21 protein-coding genes are annotated in these 24,656 nt (G+C 71.7%); 12 read left to right on the top strand and 9 right to left on the bottom strand.

All coding sequences use genetic code 11. The features are described 5' to 3' along the window. Window positions 1-73: 73 nt before the first annotated feature. The 3 genes from chvE to E6R62_RS10155 all read right to left on the bottom strand — a co-directional run bounded on the left by chvE (window position 74) and on the right by E6R62_RS10155 (window position 4,911). Window positions 74-1,171 (bottom strand): multiple monosaccharide ABC transporter substrate-binding protein, encoded by a 1,098-nt coding sequence (gene chvE / locus E6R62_RS10165; RefSeq protein WP_136213029.1) that lies wholly within the window; start codon window positions 1,169-1,171, stop codon window positions 74-76. A gap of 337 nt (window positions 1,172-1,508) precedes the next feature. Then, window positions 1,509-3,953: a SpoIIE family protein phosphatase gene (locus E6R62_RS10160; protein ID WP_136213028.1), complete on the bottom strand. Its 2,445-nt coding sequence runs from the start codon at window positions 3,951-3,953 to the stop codon at window positions 1,509-1,511. Between the two features lie 124 nt (window positions 3,954-4,077). Further along, window positions 4,078-4,911 (bottom strand): class I SAM-dependent methyltransferase, encoded by an 834-nt coding sequence (locus tag E6R62_RS10155; protein ID WP_306432422.1) that lies wholly within the window; start codon window positions 4,909-4,911, stop codon window positions 4,078-4,080. 224 nt (window positions 4,912-5,135) lie between these two features. On the opposite strand from E6R62_RS10155, the gene E6R62_RS10150 reads away from it, so the two are divergent. After that, complete coding sequence (locus tag E6R62_RS10150; protein ID WP_136213027.1) at window positions 5,136-6,122, top strand: MsnO8 family LLM class oxidoreductase; 987 nt, start codon at window positions 5,136-5,138, stop codon at window positions 6,120-6,122. 10 nt (window positions 6,123-6,132) lie between these two features. Here E6R62_RS10150 and E6R62_RS10145 read toward each other — a convergent pair whose 3' ends face one another. Both E6R62_RS10145 and E6R62_RS10140 read right to left on the bottom strand, forming a co-directional pair. Continuing rightward, on the bottom strand, window positions 6,133-6,831 hold the full coding sequence (locus tag E6R62_RS10145; RefSeq protein ID WP_240801582.1) for a DUF4232 domain-containing protein: 699 nt from the start codon (window positions 6,829-6,831) through the stop codon (window positions 6,133-6,135). A gap of 170 nt (window positions 6,832-7,001) precedes the next feature. Then, window positions 7,002-7,355 carry a nuclear transport factor 2 family protein gene (locus tag E6R62_RS10140; protein WP_136213026.1) on the bottom strand — a complete coding sequence of 118 codons (354 nt, stop codon included), beginning with the start codon at window positions 7,353-7,355 and terminating at the stop codon, window positions 7,002-7,004. 70 nt (window positions 7,356-7,425) lie between these two features. Between E6R62_RS10140 and E6R62_RS10135 the strand changes: the two genes are divergently transcribed. The 3 genes from E6R62_RS10135 to E6R62_RS10125 all read left to right on the top strand — a co-directional run bounded on the left by E6R62_RS10135 (window position 7,426) and on the right by E6R62_RS10125 (window position 9,663). Next, on the top strand, window positions 7,426-8,322 hold the full coding sequence (locus E6R62_RS10135) for a LysR family transcriptional regulator (RefSeq protein WP_136213025.1): 897 nt from the start codon (window positions 7,426-7,428) through the stop codon (window positions 8,320-8,322). 163 nt (window positions 8,323-8,485) lie between these two features. After that, the gene (locus tag E6R62_RS10130; RefSeq protein ID WP_136213024.1) at window positions 8,486-9,166 is read left to right on the top strand and encodes a triacylglycerol lipase; all 681 of its coding nucleotides are present in this window, start codon (window positions 8,486-8,488) and stop codon (window positions 9,164-9,166) included. Window positions 9,167-9,267: 101 nt separating this feature from the next. After that, complete coding sequence (locus tag E6R62_RS10125; RefSeq protein WP_136213023.1) at window positions 9,268-9,663, top strand: DUF2267 domain-containing protein; 396 nt, start codon at window positions 9,268-9,270, stop codon at window positions 9,661-9,663. Window positions 9,664-9,679: 16 nt separating this feature from the next. On the opposite strand, the gene E6R62_RS39455 is transcribed toward E6R62_RS10125, so the two are convergent. Both E6R62_RS39455 and E6R62_RS10110 read right to left on the bottom strand, forming a co-directional pair. After that, entirely contained in the window at window positions 9,680-10,582 is a 903-nt protein-coding gene (locus E6R62_RS39455; RefSeq protein WP_168714015.1) for a hypothetical protein, read from the bottom strand. Between the two features lie 204 nt (window positions 10,583-10,786). Beyond that, entirely contained in the window at window positions 10,787-12,160 is a 1,374-nt protein-coding gene (locus E6R62_RS10110) for an MFS transporter (RefSeq protein WP_136213137.1), read from the bottom strand. 227 nt (window positions 12,161-12,387) lie between these two features. On the opposite strand from E6R62_RS10110, the gene E6R62_RS10105 reads away from it, so the two are divergent. Beyond that, the gene (locus tag E6R62_RS10105; protein ID WP_136213020.1) at window positions 12,388-13,242 is read left to right on the top strand and encodes a helix-turn-helix domain-containing protein; all 855 of its coding nucleotides are present in this window, start codon (window positions 12,388-12,390) and stop codon (window positions 13,240-13,242) included. A gap of 41 nt (window positions 13,243-13,283) precedes the next feature. Here the strand turns inward: E6R62_RS10105 and E6R62_RS10100 are convergent, their stop codons facing one another. Next, window positions 13,284-13,844, bottom strand: a complete 561-nt coding sequence (locus E6R62_RS10100; RefSeq protein ID WP_136213019.1) for a hypothetical protein — start codon at window positions 13,842-13,844, stop codon at window positions 13,284-13,286. Window positions 13,845-13,946: 102 nt separating this feature from the next. Here E6R62_RS10100 and E6R62_RS10095 point away from each other — a divergent pair, with 102 nt between their 5' ends. Beyond that, window positions 13,947-14,474, top strand: coding sequence for a PadR family transcriptional regulator (locus E6R62_RS10095; protein ID WP_136213018.1), 528 nt, complete (start codon window positions 13,947-13,949; stop codon window positions 14,472-14,474). Between the two features lie 87 nt (window positions 14,475-14,561). On the opposite strand, the gene E6R62_RS10090 is transcribed toward E6R62_RS10095, so the two are convergent. After that, window positions 14,562-15,431, bottom strand: coding sequence for a hypothetical protein (locus E6R62_RS10090; RefSeq protein WP_240801581.1), 870 nt, complete (start codon window positions 15,429-15,431; stop codon window positions 14,562-14,564). Between the two features lie 291 nt (window positions 15,432-15,722). Here E6R62_RS10090 and E6R62_RS10085 point away from each other — a divergent pair, with 291 nt between their 5' ends. The 6 genes from E6R62_RS10085 (at window position 15,723) to E6R62_RS10060 (ending at window position 24,543) form a co-directional block, all read left to right on the top strand. Then, window positions 15,723-17,936, top strand: coding sequence for a HAMP domain-containing protein (locus tag E6R62_RS10085; RefSeq protein ID WP_136213016.1), 2,214 nt, complete (start codon window positions 15,723-15,725; stop codon window positions 17,934-17,936). A 6-nt stretch (window positions 17,937-17,942) separates the two neighbouring features. Further along, on the top strand, window positions 17,943-19,541 hold the full coding sequence (gene pgsB / locus E6R62_RS10080) for a poly-gamma-glutamate synthase PgsB (protein WP_240801580.1): 1,599 nt from the start codon (window positions 17,943-17,945) through the stop codon (window positions 19,539-19,541). Beyond that, on the top strand, window positions 19,538-20,020 hold the full coding sequence (locus E6R62_RS10075) for a poly-gamma-glutamate biosynthesis protein PgsC/CapC (protein WP_136213015.1): 483 nt from the start codon (window positions 19,538-19,540) through the stop codon (window positions 20,018-20,020). The genes pgsB and E6R62_RS10075 overlap by 4 nt, the downstream gene beginning before the upstream one ends. A gap of 55 nt (window positions 20,021-20,075) precedes the next feature. Then, window positions 20,076-21,155 (top strand): C40 family peptidase, encoded by a 1,080-nt coding sequence (locus tag E6R62_RS10070; protein ID WP_136213014.1) that lies wholly within the window; start codon window positions 20,076-20,078, stop codon window positions 21,153-21,155. Window positions 21,156-21,438: 283 nt separating this feature from the next. Beyond that, window positions 21,439-21,741, top strand: coding sequence for a hypothetical protein (locus tag E6R62_RS10065; RefSeq protein WP_136213013.1), 303 nt, complete (start codon window positions 21,439-21,441; stop codon window positions 21,739-21,741). 411 nt (window positions 21,742-22,152) lie between these two features. Continuing rightward, window positions 22,153-24,543 (top strand): excinuclease ABC subunit UvrA, encoded by a 2,391-nt coding sequence (locus E6R62_RS10060; protein WP_136213012.1) that lies wholly within the window; start codon window positions 22,153-22,155, stop codon window positions 24,541-24,543. Window positions 24,544-24,656 lie beyond the last annotated feature (113 nt).

Below are 24,656 nucleotides of genomic sequence, written 5' to 3'. Positions count from 1 at the left end.
GGGGCCTGTCAGGTCGACGGCCCCGCCCGGACGCGCCCGGCTCTGGTGCGACCCCGCGTGCGGGGCGCGGGGGTTACTTGAGCTGGTCGGCGGTGTACTGCCCGCCGTCGACCAGGACCTTCCGGTAGTTCTCCTTGTCGACGCTGACCGGCGGCAGCAGGAAGGCCGGGACGACCTTGACCCCGTTGTCGTACTGCTTGGTGTCGTTGACCTGGGGCTTGCCGCCGGTGAGCAGCGCGTCCCCCATCTGCACCGCGACCTTGGCCAGCTCGCGGGTGTCCTTGTAGACGGTCTGCGTCTGCTCGCCCGCGATGAGGGACTTCACCGAGGCCAGCTCGGCGTCCTGGCCGGTGACGATCGGAAGCGCCTTGCCCGAGCCGCCGTAGCCGACTCCCTTGAGGGAGGACAGGATGCCGATGGAGATGCCGTCGTAGGGGGAGAGCACGGCGTCGACCCGGGCGGAGGTGTACGACTTGCTGAGCAGGTTGTCCATCCGGGACTGGGCGACGCCGCCGTCCCAGCGCAGGGTGGCGACCTGGTTGAAGCCCGTCTGACCGCTCTGGACGACCAGCTTCTTCTGGTCGATGTACGGCTGGAGCACGCTCATGGCGCCCTGGAAGAAGAAGGTGGCGTTGTTGTCGTCCGGCGAGCCGGCGAACAGCTCGATGTTGAACGGCCCCTTGCCGTTCGCGAGGTCCAGCTTGTCGACGATGTAAGTGCCTTGCAGCACACCGACTTTGAAGTTGTCGAAGGTCGCGTAGTAGTCGACGTCCCCGGTGCCGCGGATAAGACGGTCGTAGGAGATCACGGGGATCTTCGCCTCGGCGGCCCGGTGGAGGACGTTGGTGAGCGAGGAGCCGTCGATGGCGGCGACGACCAGCAGCTTGGCCCCCTTGGTGATCATGTTTTCGATCTGCGACACCTGGTTCTCGACTACGTTGTCGCCGTATTGCAGGTCGGTCTTGTAGCCCTTGGCCTGGAACTGCTTGACCATGTTGTCGCCGTCGTTGATCCAGCGCTCCGACGACTTCGTGGGCATCGCGATGCCGACGAGACCGCCCTTGGCGTCTGCGCCCTTCGCTCCGTCACCGACGCCGTTGGCGCTCTGGCCGCATGCCGTCAGGGCCAAGGTGAGGCCCGCGGCGGCGAGGCCCGTCAAAACCTTTCGCACTCTTCCTCCAGTGGTGAAACGCGGTCGACGCGACCTCGGCGAAGCCTCGGATCGGATCGAGCGGGGTCGAGCGCCGGCCGGGGGCGGGAGGTGGCCGGATTCGCTCGGGGTCGGTGCGGCCGACCGGGCGGCGGGGTGAGTGGACCCGCCGGCGGCCCGGATGGGTGCCGCTCGGGGCTGGCGTTACATGAGTGTTAACGCTCACAGAAACCGCGTCAAGGGCTCGGAGATCACCGTTGCGTATAGCGCGGGGGGCGGTCGGGGCATGATCGGCGACGGGCTTGACGGCAGAATTGTTAGCGTTAACAATCGCCTCACCCGACCGACGCGAGAAGGCTCATCCCGTGTTCCCGCCGTCCGCGCGCCGCCAGGGGATCTCGGCCCACACCTGCTTGCCGCCGCTGAGCGGGACCGAACCCCAGGCCGCCGTCGTGGCCTCGACGATGAGCAGTCCGCGACCGCCGGTCGACTCCCAGCTCACCCATACCGGTTTGACCGGGCTGCGCGGCGACGCGTCGTTCACGGCGATCCGCAACCGGTCCGCCGACAGGGTCAGATCCATCCCCACCTCGCCCTGCGTGTGCGCGATGGCGTTGGTGACCAGCTCGGACACGACCAGCAGAGCCGAGTCCAGCTCCTCCTCCACCCCCCAGGACCGCAGGGTGCGCGTGGTGAAGCGGCGCGCGTGCAGGACCGCGTTGGGTACCCGCCACACCGTCCAGTGGGTCCGCATCGGCCGGCCCCGGGCGCCGTCGTAGCGCAGCAACAGCAATGCCACGTCGTCGTCGCGGCGGCCCACGCCGACGACCAACTCGTCGGCGACCCCTCCGGCATCGACCGGGTTGGCCGCGGCGAGCACGCCGCACACCCGCCGCATGCCCTCCTCCAGGGGAAGCCTGGCGGACTCGACCAGACCGTCCGTCAGCAGGACGAGCAGGGTTCCCGGGACCAACCCCACCTCGGTCATTGGGTATTCGGCCTCCGCGAGCACTCCCAGCGGAGGGCCGCCCTCGACGGTCATCTCCTCGGTGACGCCGTCGGGACGGCGCAGAATCGGCGGCAGATGGCCGGCCCGTACCACCTTGGCGATGCCCTCCTCCATGTCCAAGTCCACGTACCCGCAGGTGGCGAAGAGATCGGTCTCCATGCCGACGAGCAGCCGGTTGGCCCGCGCCACCACCACATCGGGCGGGTGGCCCTCCACCGCGTAGGCCCTGACCGCCGTACGCATCTGGCCCATGATGGTGGCGGCTCCCGCGCTGTGCCCCTGTACGTCCCCGATGACGAACGCCACATGACCGTCGGCGAGCGGAATGACGTCGTACCAGTCGCCGCCGACCTCCAGTCCGGCCGTCGCCGGCAGGTAGCGGGCGACGGCGACGCCGCCCGGCAGCTCCGGGAGCTTACGGGGCAGCAGACTGCGCTGGAGCATGGTGGCGAGTTCGTGGCCCGCGTCCAGCGCGTGGGCACGCACCAGTGCCTGCCCCGCCAGCCCCGCGGTCGCGGTCAGCAATGACCGCTCCTCCGGGCCGAACCGGTGCTCCGCGTCCCAGCCCACCAGGCACACCCCGACCAACCGGCCGTCCGCGGGCAGCGGAACCACCGCGAGTCCGCCGGGCCCCACGCCCAGAAGACCGGGTTCCAGGTCCGCGCCCGGCGGCCACAGACTCAGGTGCCCCCCGCGCAGCGCGCCCTGCAGGGTGGGCAGGTCACTGAGCGGCGCGTCGGGCCACTCGGACCGCCATTCGGCGCGCCAGACCTCGGGCCAGGCATCGGGCTCCGGGGGATCGAGGGCGGTGACGATGAGCCGTTCGGGCTCCAGTTCGCCGATCGCGACCCGGGAGGCGCCGAGCGGCTCGCGCAGCGAGGCGACCACCAGCCGGCTGACCTCCCGGATGGTCGCGGCTCCCGCCAGCGTCGCCGACAGCCGTTGCACGAGGGAGACCTCGTCGGCGCTGGGGCGCAGGTAGGTGGCGTCGGCCACCACACCCAGGACCCGCCGCGGCATGCCGTCGGAGTCCACCTCCACGCGGCACCGCAGCCCCAGCCAGCGCAGTTCGCCGTTCGGGCGGCGGATACGGAACGCCAGTTGCTGTCCGGCGGCGACCAGCCGGTCCGGTTCCACGATCGCCATCAGCGCGGGCATGTCGTCGGGGACGGCGCACGCGAGCAGGGTCTCCACCTGTCCGTCGAACTGCTCCGGAGGCAGCCCGAGCAGTTCCAGCACGTGCGCGTGGGCCTCCATGCGCCCGGTGCCCAGGTCCACGATGAACGCGCCGCCCTGGTGGGGCACCAGGGACTGACTCAGATGTGCCTGGGGGGCCTCACGTCCGGGGACGCGCGCGGCTACCGACGCGAGTCCGGCGGCCACCTGATCGGCGTACAGCTCCAGGAGGCTGCGGTCGTCGGCGCTGAAACCGTTCCCTACCTCCCCGGCCACGATCAGACAACCGAGCTCATGGTCGCCGTGTCCCAGGGGCAGCGCGCCCAGCGAGATCCTGGCCGGCGAGTTGGGGGCACCGTCCCGGACCTGCGTCGGGAAGTGGTGGGGATCGCGCTCGATGAAGGTGGCGAGTTCCCTGGGAGTCAGCCACAGCGGCCGACCGGAGCGGAAGGCGTCGGCGGTGGGCGAGTGGCCGCCCACGGCGAGGATCGCGGGCAGTCCGTAGAGGATGCCGCGGTTTCCGGTCAATTCGGCCAGGTGGAGTTCCCTGCCCTGGTCGGCGACCACGTAGACAGCGGCGAGCTCAGCCCCGCAGAACGCAAAGCGAGGACCGCTCACTGGCCGTATCGCCTCCTCCCGGGTGCGTCCCGCCGACCGCCCTCTCTCCATGCTGTCGCCCCCGCGACCATCCGGGCGAGTCGGAACACGCGCCGAGGGGACGCCGGCGCCGCCCGGGGCCGCCCTAGGGGCGGCGTGCGGTGACGACGTAGTAGTCCAGGATCCGCCGCTCGTACGCCCGCAGGAAGTTCCGCGGCCAGGTGTCCGGCGCCCACAGGCGCGACAGCCACGCGTCCCAGCCGGCCCAGACCTGCGGGCCGATCGACTCGGCCCGCGCCCCCGAGAGCCCGGACGCGGTGAGCGCGTCCGTGAGCGCCGTCACCGGGCGTGCGATGTCCAGGCCCTTCGCGTAGGTGTCCAGCAGCCGCGCCAGTTCCTCGTCCCGGGCCGGAGCGTCATCCGCGGCGAAGAAGCTGGCGACGGCGACCCGTCCGCCCGGACGCAGCACGCGCGCCGCCTCTTGCGCGAAGGCGACCAGGTCCGGGAAGTGCTGTGCGGCCTCCACGCTGACGACGACGTCGAAGGCGCCGTCCTCGAAGGGCATGTGCTCCGCCGCGCCCTGCTCGAATTCCAACCGCCGCGGTACCTCCTCCAGGAGGCGCGCGTGCGCCTCACGGGCCCGCCCCAGCTGGGCGGGGTGGATGTCCATGCCGGTGACGTGGGCGGGACCGTGTTCGCGCAGGGCCAGCGCGCAGCCCATCCCGAGCCCGCAGCCCACTTCGAGCACCCGCTGTCCCCGCAGCGGCGCCGCGGCGTCCAGGACCCGCCGGTAGAGGTCCTGCTGGCTGCGGACGCGCTCCGCCTCACCGAGCGGGGCCTTCAGATCGATCCCCCGCCAGTAGCCGAAGTTGATGAACCCGCCGGCGAAGACCGGCTCCCTGCTGAGGTCCGCGGGTCCGTACGTCTCCCGCACCGCGGGCCGCATGACGGGGAAGGACTCCTGGGCACCGAACGCCACCTCGTGACACCTCCTGGTAACGGGCGAAGCGCGGCCGTACCGACCCGGCCAGTCTGGCACCACCCGCGCCCCCGCCCGGTGCGGGGCGCGGACCCGTGGCCTGTGTCGATCCCAGGACGGCCGGAATCGACCGCTTCACACGGCCGGGTAGGGCACCCGCCCGCCCGTGGCGCAAAAGTGATCAACGAGCTTCCCGCCGAACGGGTGATCACTATGCTGGCGCCATGCTTGACGTACCTCTTTCAGCGCTGGAAGTCGCGATGGTCCAGACGGGCACCGGCGCCGTGGACACCTTGCGGGACACCGCGGCCTTCGCACAGGGACTGGAACGGCTGGGATACCACCGGATCTGGTATGCCGAGCACCACCACTCGCCCGCGATCGGTGCGTTCCCGCCGGTCGTGCTGATCGCGCACGCCGCCGCCATGACCTCGGTCGTCCGTCTCGGCTCGGGCGGGGTGCTGGCCCCCAACCACGCCCCTCTCATGCTGGCGGAGCAGTTCGGGACGTTGGCCGCCCTGCACGAGGGCCGCGTCGACCTGGGCATCGGCCGCGGCCCCGGCACCTTCGACGAGGCCATCGCGCGGGCGCTTCGCCGCGGCGCCGGACCGACGACCGACGCGGAGTACGGGAGCGACGTGGCCTCGATCCTGTCCTACCTGGTGGACGAGGTGGCCGTACGCCCGCTGCCGGAGCCTTGGCTGTTGGCCTCCAGCGCCGCGGGCGCCGCTCTCGCGGCGGCACTCGGCCTGCCGGTCGCCGTGGCGCACCACATCCGGCCGGACAACACTCATGCGGTACTGGAGCGTTACCGCGCGGACTTCACCCCGTCCCGGTGGTGCGAGCGGCCTCGGGTGCTGCTGTGCGTCGAGGCGGTGTGCGCGGACACGGAGGAAGAAGCCGTGTGGCGCGTGGGACCGATGGACGTCGTCAAGGCCGGACTCCTCAAGGGGGTGAGCGACGTACCCTTCCCCACCCCGGCGCAGGCCGCGGCCCACCCCTTCACGGAGGAGGAGCGGGCTGCGCTGGCCCATTTCCGGGCGCAGCAGGCCGTCGGGACGCCAGAGAGCGTCGTGCACCGGCTCGACCGGCTGGTGCGCGAGACCGGGGCGGACGAACTGATGGTGACCACGCCGGTCCACGACCTCGGTGACCGCCTGCGCTCCTACGAGCTCGTCAAGAAGTACTCCGAGGCCGCGACCGCGTCGTAGGGACCGGTCCTCAGGAGGGTTTGGTCGCGGAGAAGGCGGTGACGGTCACCTTGTTGTCGCACTCCGCGAAGACGCCGTCGTCCATGGAGATCTGGTGCGAGCCCGCGCCGGGAACGCCCAGGACGAGCGTGGGGAAGGAGGCGGGCGTGGCGCCGGACACGCAGTAGCCGTCGGCCTCACCCTGCACGTTGACGAAGGTGAGCTTGGTCCACGCGCGGGCGCCCGCGACGAGGGACACCGTGGCGGCCGAACCGCTGGTGGTGGTGGCCAGCGGGACGTTGTGGTCGGGCGAGCCGTTGCCGGCGCCGGCGACCGTGGGGAAGCCGTGGAGCGTGCAGGGGCTCTTCGCGGTGTTGGTGACCGAGACGACGGCCGCCCCCGTGCCCGTACCCGGCGGTCGGACATCGGCCTGGTGGGCCGCGGAAACCTTGATCTGGTCGATCGTGCAGGCCTTGGCGCCGCCGACCGGGCCGGGAGCCGAGGGGCTCGGCGTGACGTGACCGGTGCCGCCGCCGGCGGACGTACCGCCGGTGGGGGCCGGCTTGGCCGGCTCCGGGGCCGCGGGCGCCGACGGCGTCGACGACGTGGACGACGGCTTGGCGATCGCGGCGTCCGCGCCGGTCGGCGTACAGCCCGTCATCAGGGCGGTGACCGCCACCGCCGCCGCCAGTGCCCCTGCGGTCCGGCCGACGCCTGCTGAGTACTGCATGAGGTCTCCCCGATGTTCCCGACCGGTCCCGCGCCGGCACTTGCCATCGGACACGCCGCCACGCCCCTCGGGGTTCTCCCGGGCCCCCGTTGTGGCAGTTCCGTGACGTGCCCGTCGCACTCGGGGACCGGACGGCGGCCGGGGGCGTGGACTGCCGGCGGGGGTGGCGGTCAGGTGAGGGTCGTGAGGATGGACCGGGGGTCGAAGGTGACGCGAATGCGGGTGATCCTGCCGTCCTCCACGTGGCTCCAGTTGGCGGTGGGGGTGGCCGGCGCGCCGGGCACGTACAGGTCGAACCATGTGATCACGTCGGTGTCGGTGGCGACGCGCGCGTGGACCTCGATCCGTTCCAGCATCTGCCCCATGCGCTTGAGGCCCTGTAGGCACTCCTCGGCGCCCCGCGCGGTTCCGAGCGTGCCGACGAAGTCGACGTCGGGGGCGAGCAGGGTGCTCATGGTGTCGAAGTCGCCCGCCTCCCAGGCGGTGAAGTAGGTCTCGGAGATCTCAGTCGGAGTCATCGTCATGTCTCCATGCTGTCCACCGATGATCCATCTGTCCAACAGATGGAAGTGATGGTTCGTATCATTGTCGGTTATGGAAATGCATCAGCTGCGCTACTTCGCGGCCGTGGTCGAAGAGGGCTCGTTCACCGCCGCGGCGGCGCGGCTGCACGTCAGCCAGTCCGGTGTCAGCACTCAGGTGGGGAAGCTGGAGCGGGAGCTCGGTCAGCGGCTGCTGGAGCGCTCGGGGCGCCGGACGCGGCTCACCCCGGCCGGGGAGGCCGTGCTGCCGTTGGCCAGGCAGGCCTTGGAGACGCTGGACTCCATCGCGCACACGGCCGCCGAGTTCGCCGAGGCCGTACGGGGGCGGGTGCGCCTCGGCATGATCAGGGGCTGCTCTATCCCGGGGCTCCTCGACGTCGTGGCGGGGCTCGCGACTTCCCACCCGGGAGTCGAACTCGGCCTGCACGAGGACGATTCGGAGGCGTTGCGCGAACGGGTCCTCGCGCGCTCCCTCGACCTGGCGCTCATCGCCTTCGCGGGCGGAGAGGAGACCGGCGCCGGGAGCGCCGGCCTGGACGTGTCCGTCTTCCTGCGCGAGCCCCTGACGGCGGTGGTGCCCGTCGGCCACCGGTTGGACAGGGCGTCGGTGCGCCTGTCCGACCTCCGGGCGGAGAAGGTGCTCTGCCTGCCGCCGGGTACGGGCATCCGGGCGGCGTACGACCGCTCGTGCGCGCGGGTCGGCCTCGGGTCGCAGGTCGCGATCGAGGCGGCGTCACCGTCGGCGCTGACGGGTCTGGCCCGGCGCGGGGCGGGGGTCGCGGTCCTGACGCGGTCCTCCGGCGCGGAGGAGGGGATGAGTACCGTACCCGTCCTCGACGCGGCGACGCCGGCCTGCCTCGGGCTCGTGATCCGGCCCGACCAGCGCTCTCCCGCGACCCGACTCGTGCTGGCGGCCCTCCGCGAGGCGCTGGGGCGGGAGGGGGACTGAGGTCGGTGCCGGGGGCGCGATCCGGGCGGCCCGGCCCGCCGCCGTGATCGAGCCCGACCCCGGCGCACGGAAACGTTCCCGCGGTGAAATGTGGCCTCCAGTCGGGTGACGGGATTCCCGGGACCACGTCCCGGCCCGGTCGGCTCCGCTACAACCTGGCGGCGTGAACAACCGTCTGCGGGCCGTGCCCGCCGCCCTCCTCGCCTTCGCCGCGTCCGTTCCCCAGGCCGCCGCCGCTCCGGCGGCGCCGGCGACGGCCGAACCCGATCCGATCGTCTTCGTACACGGGTGGAACAGCGACGGTTCGACCTGGGACACCATGGCCGGCCGCTTCCGCGCCGACGGCCGGCCCGCCGGGCGCCTGGACCAGTGGACCTACCCGACCAACCAGTCCAACGTCACGACCGCCCACCGGCTCGCCGCCGAGATCGACCGCGTCCTCGCCGCCACCGGAGCGGCCAAGGTGGACCTGGTCACCCATTCCATGGGCGCCCTCTCCTCGCGCTACTACCTCAAGCACCTCGGCGGGGACCGCAAGGTCGACGCCTGGGTCTCCCTGGCCGGGCCCAACCACGGCACCAACACCGCCTACTTCTGCGGAGGCGCGTCCTGCCCCGAAATGCGTCCCGGCTCGCCTTTCCTGAACGAGCTCAACGCCGGCGACGAGACGCCCGGCGCACCCCGCTACGCCACCTGGTGGTCGCCGTGCGACAGCGTCATCAACCCCGACAGCGGCACGGTCGCCCTCGCCGGCGCGGTGAACACCGAGACCGGGTGCATCCGGCACACGGACTTCCCGGTCGACGCCCGGGTCTACGAAGAGGTCAAGACCCACCTGCGGTGAAACGGGCCGGGAGGAATACCCGGTCGGCAGTCTGCGCCGGGCGGTCCGGGGCAGGCTCGCCCTGTAAGAGAGCACCACACCCGAGGACGAAGGAGACCACCGTGGCCATCGCATGGGACGAGTACCTGGCCCAGGTCCAAGAACGCGGTCAGTACCCGACCGCGCGGGAGGCCGAGCGTTCCACCCGCGCGGTGCTGGCCACCCTGGGCGGCCACCTCGCGGACAAGGAGCGCACGGAACTCGCAGCCCAGCTGCCCGCCCCCTGCGGGCCGCCGCTCCTGGACGCCGTCCCGGCGACCGCGCCACTGGCCCCGCCGGAGTTCGCGGGAGCGGTCGCGCTCCTGATCGAGGGCGCGACCCCTGACACCGCCCACTGGGACAGCGGCGCGGTCCTCAGCACCGTCGCCGACGTGGTCGACGCGGACGTGCTGCGGCGCGCGCTCGTCCAACTCCCGCCCGGGTACGCGCTGCTGTTCGGTCGCACGGACCCGGTCTGACGCGGTCGCCCGAGGGCTACGAGGCCGGGGCGGGCGCGGTCGCGGGGTCCGCGACGGGCGGCTCGGCGACCGCGTCGGCCACCGGCCCTTCGGCCCCCTGCCCCGCGGCCACCGTCACCCCGGCCGCCGGATCGGCGGTGGTGGGCTGGACGGCGGTGTACATCACCGAGCCCTGACGGTGTTCCTTCTCGATCTGCCCCTTCTTGACCAGGCCTTCCAGCGTGTTGCGGACGACCTGGCCGGAGGCGGCCCGCCCGGGGTGCGTCTGCGTCAGCTCGGCGGCGACCTCGCTCACCATGCGGGGCTCCGCAGCCTTGACGAGCATGGCGTGGACGAGCTCACGCAACGGGGGCTCGTCCGTCCTGACCGTCTTCTTGGCCCGCGCAGCGGTCCTCGTGGCCCCGGCGGTCTTTTCCGAGGCGGGGGTGGACGCGGCATCGACGGTTCGCGCGGCCGCGACGGTCGGCTTCGCCTTGCCCTCGACGGCCTTGCCCTCGGCGGCCTTGGCGGCGGCCGGCTTGGCGGCGGACTTGCGGGTCGCGGGCTTGCGGGCGGCGGTCTTGGTCTCCGTGTCCGGCGCGGCGGCGCCGGAGGCCTTCCTCGTCTGGGCCGCCTTCTTCGCCCGCGTCGTACCGCCCGTGCTCTTCCTCGCCTGACGGGGCCGCGGGACGGCGCTCGTCGTCGGCGCCTTCGCGGGCGCCGGCGTCTCGGACGCGGGTGCGCTCTCACCGGCGGGCGGCATTACACCCTGCACGCCGCAGAGCCAGAGCTCGTCCGCCTTGAGTTGGTTCAGGCGCCCTTCCAAATCCTTGATCTGCGCGGTGAGGTCCGCCTGTTCCTTGCGATTGGTTTCGAGATCGGCGGCGAACCGCTGTGCGTACAGGTCGTGGATGGGCGTGGTGACAGGCTCATTGGCCATGTGCGGCTCACTTTCCTCATACCTCACGGTGGTGCTGTCGGATGCTACCCAGCCGCAAGCCCTTCTTTACCCGAAAGCCGCACTGTTGCTCCTCGTCATCGCCGGGAAAACATGGATCGTTCGGCGCCGGCGCCGCGCGACGGGGGAGGAGCGGGCGCCGGCACGGTTGCTCCGGCGCACCCTTGACGCCCTCCCCGTCCGCGCTCACCGCATGACACGCGGGAGGCGCAGGCTCAGCAGCACCGTCAGCGCGATCAGGCCCAGTTGCACCAACAGGGTGGTCGTGAGGGCGTCCCGCATCCCGATCGAGGGGGCCAGCGCCAGGAACAGGCTGCCCAGGGTCGCGACACCCAGCGCCAGAGCCGACTGCTGCGTGGTGATCATGACACCGCTGCCCACGCCGGCCCGGTCGGCCGGTACATCGGACATCATCAGGCGCATCAGCACGGGCAGTTGGAGCCCCTGTCCCAGACCCGCCACGGCAACTCCCGGTGCGAGCCCGAGGAGGCCCAGCCCCGGCCAGTCGCGCAGGACCGCGAGGACCAACAAGGTGATGCCGAGCGCCTGGAGCACGCCGCCCACGGTGACCACCCGACTGCCGTACCTGCCGATCAGCCGCGGGCCGGCGAGCGAGGCCGCGAAGAAGGCGACCGCCATCGGCACCAGCGCGAGCCCGGCGGAGACCGGCCCCATGCGCAACCCCTGCTGCAACGTCACGGCGATGACGAACATGAACCCGCTGAAGCCGATCGAGAACGGCACCACCATCAACAACCCGCGCCGCAACGATTCCAGTCGCAGCAGGCTCGGCGGGACCAACGGGGTCCGGCCGAGGCGGTCGGCGCGGCGCTCGGTGACGTAGAACGCCCCGGCCGCGAACGGGAACACGCCGAGCGAGACCCACGTCCACACGGGCCAGCCGGCGGCCCGCCCCTCGGTCAGCGGCAACAGCAGGGACACGAGCGACAGGGCCAGCAGCAGCGTTCCCGGTACGTCGACCGAGGCGGGCCGGTCGGAACGGGTCTCCGGCACGGCGCGGACGGCGAGCACCAGTCCCACCAGTACGACCGGGACGTTCACGAGGAACACCGAACGCCAACCGGTTCCTGCCACGTCGGCGGCCACCAGGACACCGCCGAGGATCTGCCCGGCGACCATGGAGAGCCCGGCGGTCGCGCCGTAGAAGCTCATGGCGCGGGCGCGGCGCGGCCCCCGCGTGGTGGCCTGGATGGTGGCGAGCACCTGCGGCAGCATCAGCGCGGCCGAGGCGCCCTGGGCCACCCGCGCCGCCACCAACGTCCAGGCGGTGGGGGCCAGGCCGCAGACCAGGGAGGTGACGCCGAAGGCGGCCATGCCGGTCAGGAACAGCCTGCGGCGACCGATCGTGTCCCCGAGCCGGCCCCCGAGGACCAGGAGCACGGCGTAGGTGACCCCGTAGCCGCCGACGATCAGTTCCAGCAGGGCCGGGCCCGCGGCGAGGTCGCTGTCGATGGCCGGCAGCGCCACGTTGACGATGAAGAAGTCGATCAGGGGAAGGGCCGCGCCCAGCAGCACGGTGAACAGCCCGAGGCGCCCCAGTACCGCTTCGTGACGGACGACGGGGACGGCGGTGGGTGCCGGGGTGGTGGCCGGGCCCGTCGCGGTCGGCGAGGACGCGGGGTTCTCGCGTACGGTCGCTTGGATGGTTTCGGTTGCTTCGCTCACGAGGTAGACGATCCACCCGTGCCCAGCCTGGTACCAGAGTCTCCTTATCCTGGTACAGGCAGTACCTGGCAACCGGCTGCGCGGTGCGGCACCCTGGACCCATGACCACTGTGGCCCCGGAAAGCGACATGCGCCGGCACGAACTGGCGGACTTCCTGCGCAGCCGCCGCGAGCGCATCACTCCCGAGCAGGTCGGTCTCGTACGAGGCCGCCGCCGGCGTACCCCGGGGCTGCGTCGCGAGGAGGTCGCGCAGCTCGCCGCCGTCGGGGTCACCTGGTACACCTGGCTGGAGCAGGCGCGCGAGATCCAGGTGTCCACCCAGGTGCTCGACGCGCTGGCCCGCGCCCTGCTGTTGGACCGCAGCGAGCGCGCGCACCTGTTCGCCCTGGCCGGCAGCGTCGACCCGGCGCCGCTCACCCCCTGCCCGAGCGTGACCCCGGCCCTGCGGGCGATGCTCGACCAGTTGGGCCCGATCCCGGCCGCCGTGCAGAACAGCCGGTACGACATCCTCGCGTACAACACGACGTACGGGCGCCTGCTGTGCGACCTCGACCGGGTGGCGCCCGAGGACCGCAACTGTATGTGGCTGGCCTTCACCGACGACGACTGGCGGGCGGCCGTGGTGGAGCTGCCCGAGACGAACCGGTTGATGGCCGCCAAGTTCCGGGCGTCGATGGCCGAGCACCTGGCCGAGCCGGCGTGGAAGTCGTTGCTGGCGCGGTTGGAAGCGGCGTCGCCCGAGTTCCGGGAGATCTGGGCGCGTCACGAGGTGGTCGGTCAGGGCGGGAAGTCGAAGTACATCCGCAACCGCCATGTGGGTCTGCTGCACCTGGAGCACACCAACCTGTGGCTGGGACCCGCCGCGGGCCCGCGCCTGGTGACCTACGTCCCGCTGGACTCGGAGACCCGCGAACGCCTCGAACGCCTGGAATCCCTTTCGCCCGCCCTGGTCTGACCGGTCCTCACCGCCCACGGGCGCCGAACGAGGGAGCGGGCTCAGCGGCCCGCGAGCCCGGCCTTCGCCTGGACGTGGGCGACGTAGCGGACGGTGAAGAGCATCGGGACGGCGAACCCGGCGACCTGGATGGCAGTGGCGGCGGTCGAGTGGGCGTTCCCGGCGTGTGCCACGAAGGCCAGGACCACGGCGGTCAGCGCGAAGGCGGCGGTCCACACGGCGGTGATGACGACGTTCGTGCGGACGAAGGGCCGCAGGCCCCACACCTCGCGCGGAGTGGTGCGCTTGGCGATGCCCAGGGTGAAGGGCTTGCGGATGGCCAGCGAGACACCGGCGACGACCGCGAGGGTGCCGGAGGAGAGTGCGGTCGAGTAGTCGTGGACGCCGGAGCGCGGATCGGCGAAGGCGATCGCGGCCAGCACGGCGAAGAAGACGGCCGAGCCCAGTTCCATGATCAGCGCGTCGAATCCGGCGCCGGCCCGCACCTGCTGGGCGATGACCGCCACGGCGACCGCCAGGGCGGCCAGGGCCGCCCACTGCCAGCTCCCCGACGGCAGGACGGCGAAGACGATCCACGGCAGGAAGGTGCGCAGGTAGGTCATGATTCCCCGTTTCGTGATGACGCCCGGTCTGGGTTCTGCCTTGACATGTCAAAAGTAGAAGGTCGGCTGCGACATGTCAACTGTGGAAGGTAGGCTGGGTCCATGAGCCTCAAGCACGCCCTTCTGGGCCTTTTGTCGGAGCGTCCCGCCAGCGGCTACGACCTGCTGAAGCGGTTCGAGACCTCCTTGGCCGACGTCTGGCCGGCCACGCAGAGCCAGATCTACACCGAGCTGACCAAGCTGGCGGGCGTCGGCTGGATCTCGGTGGCGGCCGAGGGGCCCCGCGGTCGCAAGGAGTACACCCTCACCGGTGAGGGGCTCGCCGAACTGCGGCACTGGCTGACCGAGACCAAGCCCCAGCGCAACACCCGCAGCGACGTCCTGCTGAGGGTGTTCTTCCTCGGGGTGCTGGAGCCGGCGCAGGCGCAGGCGTACCTGGCGGACCTGATCGAGATGTCGGAACAGGGCGGCGAGGATCTGCGCCGGCTGGCCGACGGCATCGAATGGGGCGATGACGACCTGTCGCTCTACGGCCGGATCGCCCTGGAGTACGGCCTGCGTTTCAACGCGATGCGCCGCGACTGGGCGCGGTGGGCGGCCGACCGGATCGAGGCGACGGCGAAACGCTGAGAGCGGCGGCGCCGCCCGGAGGCGGCGACGGGACGCGGACGGGGGCGGCGCCGCAGACACCGTGCGGGTGAACCCCTGTCGGCGTCGTCAGCCCGCGGCCCAGCTGTTCGTGAGGGTCGCGATCGCCGCCGCCGTCCGGTCGAGTCCCTCGTCGTCCCCCCGGACCGTCCTGTTCAGCTCCAGGTGCAGGAACCGTACGTTCTCCCCGGCCGCGACCTGGCCCTGTTCGTTCTCCGTCCCCGAGAGCCGGCACCGCTCGGAGTACGCGGTGCAGACCTGGCGGCCGTCGCCCCGCAGGGCCGCGGTCAACCGGGCGGCGTCCGCCACGGCCTTGTCGCCGGCGCCCGTGGAGACCACCGCGTCGCGGCCGGGGAAGGACTCGTTGGCGAAGCCGTGCAACTGGATGCCGGGGAGGTCGCGGCGCATCAGCTCGTCGATCACGCCGTGGAAGACGGAGTCCGTGCGGTGGGCCATGTCGGCCGACCCGTCCTTGGCCGCGTTGCGGTGGGCCCCGGCGATCACCATCACCCCGCCGGGCGCCCCGCGCAGCACGCGGGCGCCGAGGAGCTCGGTGCGGGCGTCGGCGATGGGGTGGGGGACCTGGACCGACCAGCGCGGGGGGTGGTCGAGGTCCACGTACACCCGGCCCCAGCCGCGGCTGCCGCGGCCCGATTCCCCCGCCCCGTCCGCGACCTCCGCGTACCGTCGGCCGCTGACGTCGTCGGTCACGGTGTGCAGGGTGAAGCCGACGGTCTCGAGCCGTGCCCGTGCGGCCTGCGGGTCACCGTCGAGCAGGAGGGCGACGCCCCGGGTGAGCGTCGATCGTTCCTCGCTCGTGGGGACGCGGTAGCCCCCGTGCTCGCCGAAGCCCGCGGTGAAGAGGGCCATCCGCCGCACGAGGTCGTTGTCGGGGGAGGGCTGTGGCGCCGGCGCGGCCCGCCGAGGGGGCGGAGTCACGTCCGGCCGCACCAGGAAAACCGTCAAACCGGTACATAGCAGAGCAAAGACTGCGCACAGTGCCGCAATTGTTATTCGTTTGGTCGACTGTGCGCTCATAGTCATATAAAAATAGCGGAGTGGCGTACTCCGTTTACCCGGCGGCACGACAACCCGAGCTTCTCCGGACCGCCCCGTAACCCAGACCGTCGCAATCCCTCGGCCACACCGGCTCCAGGACAGAACGAAGAGGAGCCTCTGTTGGCCGCGTCGCGATCGAGGCGGCGGCGCCGGACCCGCCGTAGGGCGGACATGTCCCTGCTGGGTGGCATCCGCCCGCCCATCGCAGCCCTGTCCGCCCTGTTGCTGACCCTCGCCGCCCTCACCGCGTTCCAACTCGGCCACGTGGGCAAGGGCACAGTACCGCCCGCCGTCCTCACTTCCCAGCAGCACTTCGCTGAGGACGGCGCCATCGCCCTGCGCGCCTCGCTCGACGAGAGCGTCACCGACATCGGCCGGACCGCTTCGCTGTTCAGCGCGGGCGAGCCCGTCTCACCGGACTCGGTGCTCGACAAGCTCGGCAACGTCTACCAGAAGTGGCGCGGCACGGCCGTGATCGAGATCAAGTCGGGACGGCTCGCGGCGCAACGCGGCGAGAACCTGCCCCTGACCGCCCTCGACCTGACGACCCTCAACGCCCCGAACGGCCTCGCCCCCCGCATGGTGCGGCTCGAAAACGGCGAGACCCGCCTCTTGACCCTGGCCCTGCTCTCCTGGCAGGGCCACCCGCAACAGCTCCTGGTCGCCTCCAGCAGCCTGCGGGTGCCGGGCGTCAGCCTGGGCAAGGGCCGAGCCATCGCCGTCCTCGACGCCTCCGGGCAGGTCCTGGACAGCAGCGGAGTCGGCGACGCGGGACGCGAGCGCAAGCAGCTCGACGCGTTCGCGAAGACGACGGCGCAGAAGGCGAAGCAGCACCCGCTCCAGTCCAAGGAGCCGGGCTCCGGCGGTTTCCCCGGCGTCAGCGGCAGCCTGCTGGGAGACGCCGCGTCAGGTCACCGCTCCGTGGCCGGTTACGCCAAGCTCGCCGGACCGGCGCCCGGCGAGGGCACCGATGCCACCGCCCTCGGGCTCACCGTCGTCTCGTTCGTCGGCGTCACCGAACAGGGCTCAGCCGTCGGCGACTCCTTCTTCTGGCTCGCCGCCGCCGGGGCCCTGCTGGTCCTCGGCGCGATCGCCGTGGCCCTGCTCGTCGTCACCGTGCAGCGCCCGCTGCTCCAACTGTTCCTCGAAAGCCGGCGGATCGGCCGCGGTGACCTGAACCGGCCGGTCACCCTCCCGAAGTACGGCGAGGCGGCCCGCATCGGCGTCGCCCTCGACCGGCTGCGCCGCCAGGCGCTCGGCGAGCCGGGCGCACCCGCCGACGGCCCCCGCCCGGGCCGCCGCGGTCGGATCGGAACGCGCGCCCTGATCGCGGTGTGCGCCGTCCTCCTACTGGCGTGGTCCGCGCCGCTCCTGCTGACGCTCAACCGCGCGGGAACCTCCGTCAAGGTGCCCCAGACGATCGTCGACGACCAGCGCGAGCGCACCGACACCCTCGCCGACCGAGTGCGCCGCGGCCTCAACGAAGGCCACGCCGACCTCACCTCCGTGGCCTCCGTCCTCGGCGCCAAGACCACCCCCGCCGAGGTGACGGACCTACTGGAACGCACCCGCACCCAACACGCGCGGTACGCGTCGCTCTACGTACTGAAGTCCGACGGCACCGTCATGGCCCGGGCCGGCGCCGCGCCCCACCACCTCGGCGGCAAGGGACCCTCCCGGGAACCGGTGACCGTGATCGACAGCGGGCACGAGCCGGTGATCACCGAGTACGCCGAGGCGCCAGCCCTGGGCGGCGCGGCGGTGGTCGGCGAGCTGCGCATCGACTTCATCAACGCACTGCTCAGGCGTCCGGGCCTGGGCGAGGTCCGCGTGGTCGACGGCAAGCACCGCGTGGTCGGCGGGAACAGCGGCTACCTCGCCTTCGCGCGACTGCCGAACGACCGGCTCGACGCGCTGGTGACGAGTGCGAACCAGAAGACGGGCAAGGGCCCCGGCGCCCGCGCCGGCGTCATCCGCGACGGAGGGACCTCCATCGCCGCCGCCGCACCGCTGACCGGCGGGGGAGTGGCCCAGCCGCTGGGATGGACGGTCGTCAGCCTGCAACCCGCCAAGGGCCTGGAGATCGCCGCGTACACCGCGCAGAACCGCACCGTACTGGCCGGACTGCTCGGCCTCACCGGCGCGGCGGCCTGCCTTGGCTGGCTGCACATCATCGTGGTGCGACCGCTGCGCTCCCTCGCCGATCGGGCGGAGGCCCTCGCCGACGGCGACCGCCGCACCGTCCTCTACCCCACCCACCACGACGAGGTCGGAGCCGTCACCCGCAGCCTCGAAGTCATCCGTCAGCAGCTGCAGGAGCAGCGCAAGCGGGACGCCGGCGGCGGCGCCGGCCGGACCGGCGCCGCCCCGGCCGGAAGGAACTGATCCGCCGTGCTCTTCCTCTACTGCGTGCTGCTCGTCAGCTGCCTGGTCATGCTGGTCGCGGGCATCGTCGAGCAGCGGCGGCACTACGCCAACCTCGACCGGATACCCCACCGGGTCCTGGTCAACGGCATCCGCGGCAAGAGTTCCATCACCCGGCTCTGCGCCGGGGCGCTGCGCGGTGGCGGGCTGCGCACGGTCGCCAAGACCACCGGAACCGCGGCCCGCTTCATCCACCCGGACGCCACCGAGGAGCCCGTCTACCGCAAGTTCGGCATCGCCAACGTCGTCGAACAGATCGGCATCGTCCGGCGCGCCGCCGCCTACCGGCCGGACGCGCTGGTCATGGAATGCATGGCGGTCATGCCGGCACTCCAGGAGATCAACCAGTCCAAGCTGATCCAGTCGACCATCGGCGTGCTGTGCAACGTCCGGGAGGACCACGTCGCCGAGATGGGCCCCACGCTCGACGACATCGGGCGCTCCCTGTCGCGGTCGATGCCGCACGGCGGGATCTGCGTCACCGCCGAGAAGGAACGCTTCCACGTCCTCCAGGAGGAGGCGGACGCGCGCGACTGCAAGCTCGTCTACGCCGACCCGGACACCGTCAGCGACGAGGAGCTGCGCGGGTTCAGCTGGTTCACCTTCAAGGAGAACGTCGCCATCGCGCTGACCGTCGCCGAACTGCTCGGTGTCGACCGGGAGACCGCCCTCCAGGGGATGTACGACGCCCCGCCGGACCCGGGCGTGCTGTCCGTGGAACGGTACGTCGCGCCCGGCGGCAAGCGGGTGCGCTTCGCCAACGTCTTCGCCGCGAACGACCCCGAGTCCACGCTGATGAACATCAACCAGCTCCTCGACCTCGGGGCCGTCGACCGCCCGCTGAACGTGGTGATCAACTGCCGGCCGGACCGGGTCGAGCGCAACGGTCAGATGGGTCAGATCGTGCCCGACCTGATGCCCGAGAAGGTCTTCGTGATCGGGCACCCCGCCAAGAGCGCCATCGACGCGATCCCCGCCGAGTGGCGTTCGCGCGCCGTCGACCTCGGGGGCGACCAGCGCGACGGCGAGGAGTTCATGCACGAGCTGCTCGGCCACCTGGGCGAGCAGTCCTCGCTGGTAGCCATCGGCAACATCCACGGTCAGGGGGAGATCCTCCTGGAGCACCTCGCGGAACTCCCCGGCTTCGAGGACGAGCCCGCCCCCGAGCCGGTCCGACAGGCCGGAACGCAACAGCCCCAGTACGCCCCGCACCTGGACCCGTACGCGGACCTCACCGCCGCTCAGGAGGCGCGGTACGCGCCGCCGCCCGTGCCGAGGCAGTACGTACGGCAGCAGCCCCCCGGGGACGCGGCGCAGTACCGGCAGCCGGCCCACCACCAGCCCCAGTACCCGCAGGCCGAGTACCACCAGCCGCCGTACCCCGGGCCCCGGCAGCAGCCGCCGCTCGAACAGCCGTGGCCGGGCCACCCGCAGTCGCACGCCCCCCAGCCGTACCAACCGCAGCCGTACCAACCGCAGTCACACGACCCGCAGTCACACGACCCGCAGTCACACGACCCGCAGTGGTACGACCCGCAGCAGCACTATCCAGGAGAGCCCCGTTGATCCCCGCAGTCCTCACCCCCGAGATCGCCGCGATCGGCATCGCACTGGGCCTGCTCTTCTCCCTGCTGTGCTACCTGACCACGAACCTCTCGCCCGGCGGCATGATCACCCCGGGATGGCTCGCCCTCACCCTCATCGAGGACCTTCAGCGCGCGGCCCTCGTCGTGGGCATCACCGTCCTGACGTACGTGCTGACGCTCGTCACGCAGAAGTTCGTGATCCTCTACGGCAAGCGGCTGTTCGCCGCCGTCGTCCTCATCGGCGTGCTCCTGCAGGCCACGGTGGTCATCGTGCTGCAGATGAAGTTCCCCCTGCTGTACGCCAACCAGACCCTCGGTTTCATCGTCCCGGGACTGATCGCCTACCAGCTGGTCCGCCAGCCCAAGGGCGCCACGCTCCTCGCCACCGGGTCCGCGACCCTCATGACGTACGTCGTCCTGACGTCGGGCATCCTGCTGGGCTTCCTGCCGCACGCCTGACCGACGCCGCGCCCGACCCCCCGCACCGCCGTCCGCCGTACCGCCCGGAGCAACGATGACCGTCAAACCCGCCCGTCGCGCACGTCCCGTCCTGCACGCCCTGGTGGTGACGAGCCTGCTGGCCGCCAGCGCCTACTTCACCTACGAGTTGCGTGAGCAGGAGCAGGCCCAGGCGCCCGCCGCCGTGCGCGTGACCGACCAGGCGGCGAAGGGCGGCGCCAAGGGCGGCCAGGACGGCACCCAGAAGTGGGAGCGGCTACAGAACCCGCAGCGCTCGGTGCTGCGCAGCGGGGGCGGCGCGGTTCTCGCGACGTTCACGGACGGGGCCCGGACCGCGACGCTCACCGGCAAGAGCCGTACCTTCGCCGAGCCGGCCACCACACAGACCCGGGTCGTCACCGACACCTGGGTCCGCCTCCTGCCCGAGCCCTGGCGGGTCGGCGCGGAACGCGAACAGTGGTTCCAGGACTGGTTCAAGAAGTACTACGGCAGCGAGGAGGACGACATCTTCGCGATCGCCTTCCAGTACGGCGACAAGGCCCCGGTGAAGAAGGACGCGGCGGGTGTCCAGTACGCGGGCGACGCCGCGTTCGGGCCGATCAACCCGAGCGGCTCCGAGGGGAACGACCTGCGCCTGGAGCAGTCCGACTTCTACGACTACCTCGGCATCCCGTACACCTTCCGCGACGGCACGACGGAGCAGCCCGAGAAGGCCAAGTTCCGGGACATGGACTGTTCCGGATTCATGCGCACCGTCTTCGGCTACCGAAGCCGCTTCCCGCTGATGGCCACCGACGCGGGCGGCACCGGGCTGCCCCGTACCGCCAACGGCATGGCCCGCTCGAAGATCGGCGTGGACGTCCTTCCGCTCAAGGGCGTCGCCGCCAAGGACCGGCCCGCCTCCATCGACGTCCTCCAGCCGGGCGACCTGGTGTTCTTCAAACTCGACGCGCGCACCGGCGAACGGCTGGACCACACCGGCATGTACCTGGGCAACGACACGGACGGCCACAAGGTCTTCATATCGAGCCGCGAGGAGGCCAACGGCCCCACCATCGGCGACAAGGGCGGCGCCTCGCGCCTCGACGGCAACGGCTACTACGCCACCACCCTGCGCAGCGCCAAGCGCCTCTGATCCGGGCAACCGGGTAGGGGGCGGCCGGCGTCCTCCCCGGCGGGGGTGATGGTCGTGCCGGAGGAACGCCGGGTGCGGCGGGTGGTGACGGCCGTTCTGCCGGCGCCGGCCGCCGCCGCCGTGTACGGATGGGCGAGCTGGTGCTTCGCCGGCTCCTCGGCGCCGTCGGGCGCGTCGGCGCTCGTGGGCGGGGTGGTCCTGCTCCTCGGCGGCTGCGTCGCCTACTTCGTGCTGGTGTGGGGGCACCGGCGGGTTCTTCGGGGCGCTGCTGCTGTCCCCGGGGATGCTGCTGGCCGTGGCCGCCGCCGACCAGGCGGCGGAGCGGCCGGCCGCCGCCACCTGCGCGGTGCGGGAGGTCCACACCAAGGTGCGGGGCTCCGCCGGTGACGGCGCCCCGCCCGAACGGACGGTGTACCGCTTCGTGCTGGGCTGCCCGGGCGGTTACCCGGCCGAGTTGAAGGAGGACCGGGCCGTGGCGGCGGTCGGCGCGCGCATCCGGGTCGCCTACGATCCCGCGCACCGGGTCTCCCCGAGCTGGAGGGCGAGACCGCCCCGTGGAAGGCCGCCGCGTGGGCCGCAGCCCTGATCGCGCTCAGCGCGACGATCGCCTGGGCGAAGCGGGGGCCGGCCCGGGACACCTGAACAAATCCGGGCAGGCGGTCGGTCGGGCCCCGGCGGGTCGGCGCGAGCGCCGTGATCCCTGCGGTATAGTCGACCTTGAGCTCAGGGCCGCGAAACGCGGCTCGGGGAACACGCGTTGGTGGTCCAAGGAAAGACACCCCACTTCCCGTGGGGGGATGCAGGTGCAAGGCCTGCCCAGCGCTCGATCAAGGCCCCGGCCTCCTCATGGAGACCGGGGCCTTTCGCTTTCCGTCGACCGGGGGTCACCGTACGGTCTCCCCGTGGGAACCGGTCAGGAACGGAGAAGCGCGACCCGCCGGCCGCCCGTAGCGTGACCCGCATGGACACCGGTCGTGAGGATGGAGAAACGAGAAGCATGGCCACGAAGACGGACCGGCCCGCGCCGCACGTCGCCGACAGCCACGATGTGATCCGCGTGCACGGCGCGCGCGAGAACAACCTCAAGGACGTCGGCATCGAGATCCCCAAGCGCCGGCTGACGGTCTTCACCGGCGTCTCCGGCTCGGGCAAGAGCTCCCTGGTGTTCGGCACGATCGCCGCCGAGTCGCAGCGGCTGATCAACGAGACGTACAGCGCGTTCGTGCAGGGCTTCATGCCGACCCTGGCGCGCCCCGAAGTCGACGTGCTCGACGGGCTGACGACCGTCATCACCGTCGACCAGCAGCGGATGGGCGGCGACCCCCGCTCCACCGTCGGCACCGCCACCGACGCCAACGCGATGCTGCGCATCCTCTTCAGCCGGCTCGGACTGCCGCATATCGGTCCGCCCGGCGCGTACGCCTTCAACGTCCCCTCCGCCAAGGCGAGCGGCGCCATCACCGTCGAGCGCGGCGCCAAGAAGGCGGTGAAAGCGACCTTCAGCCGCACCGGCGGCATGTGTCCGCGCTGCGAAGGCCGCGGCACGGTCTCCGACCTCGACCTCACCCGGCTTTACGACGACTCCAAGTCGCTCGCCGACGGCGCGGTCACCATCCCCGGCTACGGCACGGACGGTTGGAACATGAGGCTCTACAAGGAGTCGGGCCTCCTCGACCCGGACAAGCCGATCCGCGAGTACACCAAGAGGGAACTGCACGACTTCCTCCACCACGAGCCGACCCGGATGAAGGTCGCGGGCATCAACATGACCTACGAGGGGCTGATCCCCCGGGTCCAGAAGTCGATGCTCTCCAAGGACAGGGAGGCGATGCAGCCGCACATCCGGGAGTTCGTGGACCGTGCGGTCACCTTCACCACCTGCCCCGAGTGCGACGGCACCCGCCTGAGCGAGGGCGCCCGTTCCTCGAAGATCAAGGGGATCAGCATCGCCGACGCGTGCGCGATGCAGATCAGCGACCTCGCCGACTGGGTCCGCCGCCTCGACGAGCCCTCGGTGGCGCCGCTGCTCGCCGCGCTGCGCCGGACCCTCGACTCTTTCGGGGAGATCGGCCTCGGCTACCTCTCGCTCGACCGGCCGTCGGGCACGCTGTCGGGTGGCGAGGCACAGCGCGTCAAGATGATCCGCCACCTCGGCTCCTCGTTGACCGACGTCACCTACGTGTTCGACGAGCCCACCACCGGCCTGCACCCCCACGACATCCAGCGGATGAACGACCTGCTGCTGCGGCTGCGGGACAAGGGCAACACGGTGCTCGTGGTGGAGCACAAGCCGGAGACGATCGCGATCGCCGACCACGTCGTCGACCTCGGTCCGGGCGCCGGAACGGCGGGCGGCACCGTCTGCTTCGAGGGGACCGTCGAGCAGTTGCGTACCGGCGGCACCGTCACCGGCCGCCACTTCGACGACCGGGCCGCCCTCAAGGAGAAGACCCGGAAGCCCACCGGCAGGCTGGAGATCCGCGGCGCGACGACGCACAACCTGCGGGGCGTGGACGTCGACATCCCGCTCGGGGTACTGGCCGTCGTCACCGGCGTCGCCGGCTCCGGCAAGAGCTCCCTCGTTCACGGGTCGTTGGTCAAGGGGCGGGACGCGGCCGACACGGCTGTCGTGTCGGTCGACCAGAGCCCGATCCGCGGCTCGCGGCGGAGCAACCCGGCGACCTACACCGGCCTGCTCGACCCGATCCGCAAGGCGTTCGCGAAGGCCAACGGGGTGAAGCCGGCCCTGTTCAGTTCCAACTCCGAGGGCGCCTGCCCCACGTGCAACGGCGCCGGGGTCGTCTACACCGACCTGGCCATGATGGCGGGCGTCGCCACGACGTGCGAGGAGTGCGAAGGCAGGCGGTTCCAGGCCTCGGTACTGGAGTACCACCTCGGCGGTCGTGACATCAGCGAGGTCCTCGCGATGTCGGTGACCGAGGCCGAGGCGTTCTTCGGCGACGGCGAGGCACGCACCCCCGCCGCGCACCGCGTCCTGCGACGACTCGCCGACGTCGGGCTCGGATACCTGAACATCGGCCAGCCGCTCACCACCCTCTCCGGTGGCGAGCGGCAGCGGCTCAAGCTGGCCACGCACATGGCGGAGAAGGGCGGCGTCTACGTCCTGGACGAGCCGACCGCCGGACTGCACCTCGCGGACGTCGAGCAACTGCTGGGCCTGCTCGACCGACTCGTGGACTCGGGCAAGTCGGTCATCGTCGTCGAGCACCACCAGGCGGTCATGGCGCACGCCGACTGGATCATCGACCTCGGTCCCGGCGCCGGTCACGACGGCGGCCGGATCGTCTTCGAGGGCACACCGGCCGACCTCGTCGCCGCCCGCTCCACCCTCACCGGCGAACACCTCGCGGCGTACGTGGGCGCCTGACCGCCCCGCCCCGGCCGGGCGGCCCGACCCACCGTCAACACCCCCCGCACCGAGGTGTTCCCGGGGCGCCGCCGGGGGACGGACGGCGTTCCGGGGTAGACGGGCCGTGAGGA

The sequence above is a fragment of the Streptomyces sp. A1136 genome (assembly GCF_004795055.1).
Lineage (GTDB): Bacteria > Actinomycetota > Actinomycetes > Streptomycetales > Streptomycetaceae > Streptomyces.
The sequence above is the reverse complement of the archived record's forward strand: the minus strand, read 5'-3'. Positions and strand labels throughout refer to the sequence as shown.

Excerpts from the sequence above, each read along its gene's own strand:
- E6R62_RS39455 (WP_168714015.1), bottom strand. The coding sequence starts at position 10,582 with ATGGCCAATGAGCCTGTCACCACGCCCATCCACGACCTGTACGCACAG.
- E6R62_RS10100 (WP_136213019.1), bottom strand. The coding sequence starts at position 13,844 with ATGACCTACCTGCGCACCTTCCTGCCGTGGATCGTCTTCGCCGTCCTG.
- E6R62_RS10140 (WP_136213026.1), bottom strand. The coding sequence starts at position 7,355 with ATGACGATGACTCCGACTGAGATCTCCGAGACCTACTTCACCGCCTGG.
- E6R62_RS10145 (WP_240801582.1), bottom strand. The coding sequence starts at position 6,831 with ATGCAGTACTCAGCAGGCGTCGGCCGGACCGCAGGGGCACTGGCGGCG.
- E6R62_RS10135 (WP_136213025.1), top strand. The coding sequence starts at position 7,426 with ATGGAAATGCATCAGCTGCGCTACTTCGCGGCCGTGGTCGAAGAGGGC.
- E6R62_RS10085 (WP_136213016.1), top strand. The coding sequence starts at position 15,723 with ATGTCCCTGCTGGGTGGCATCCGCCCGCCCATCGCAGCCCTGTCCGCC.
- E6R62_RS10150 (WP_136213027.1), top strand. The coding sequence starts at position 5,136 with ATGCTTGACGTACCTCTTTCAGCGCTGGAAGTCGCGATGGTCCAGACG.
- E6R62_RS10070 (WP_136213014.1), top strand. The coding sequence starts at position 20,076 with ATGACCGTCAAACCCGCCCGTCGCGCACGTCCCGTCCTGCACGCCCTG.
- E6R62_RS10065 (WP_136213013.1), top strand. The coding sequence starts at position 21,439 with ATGCTGCTGGCCGTGGCCGCCGCCGACCAGGCGGCGGAGCGGCCGGCC.
- E6R62_RS10105 (WP_136213020.1), top strand. The coding sequence starts at position 12,388 with ATGACCACTGTGGCCCCGGAAAGCGACATGCGCCGGCACGAACTGGCG.
- E6R62_RS10095 (WP_136213018.1), top strand. The coding sequence starts at position 13,947 with ATGAGCCTCAAGCACGCCCTTCTGGGCCTTTTGTCGGAGCGTCCCGCC.
- E6R62_RS10060 (WP_136213012.1), top strand. The coding sequence starts at position 22,153 with ATGGCCACGAAGACGGACCGGCCCGCGCCGCACGTCGCCGACAGCCAC.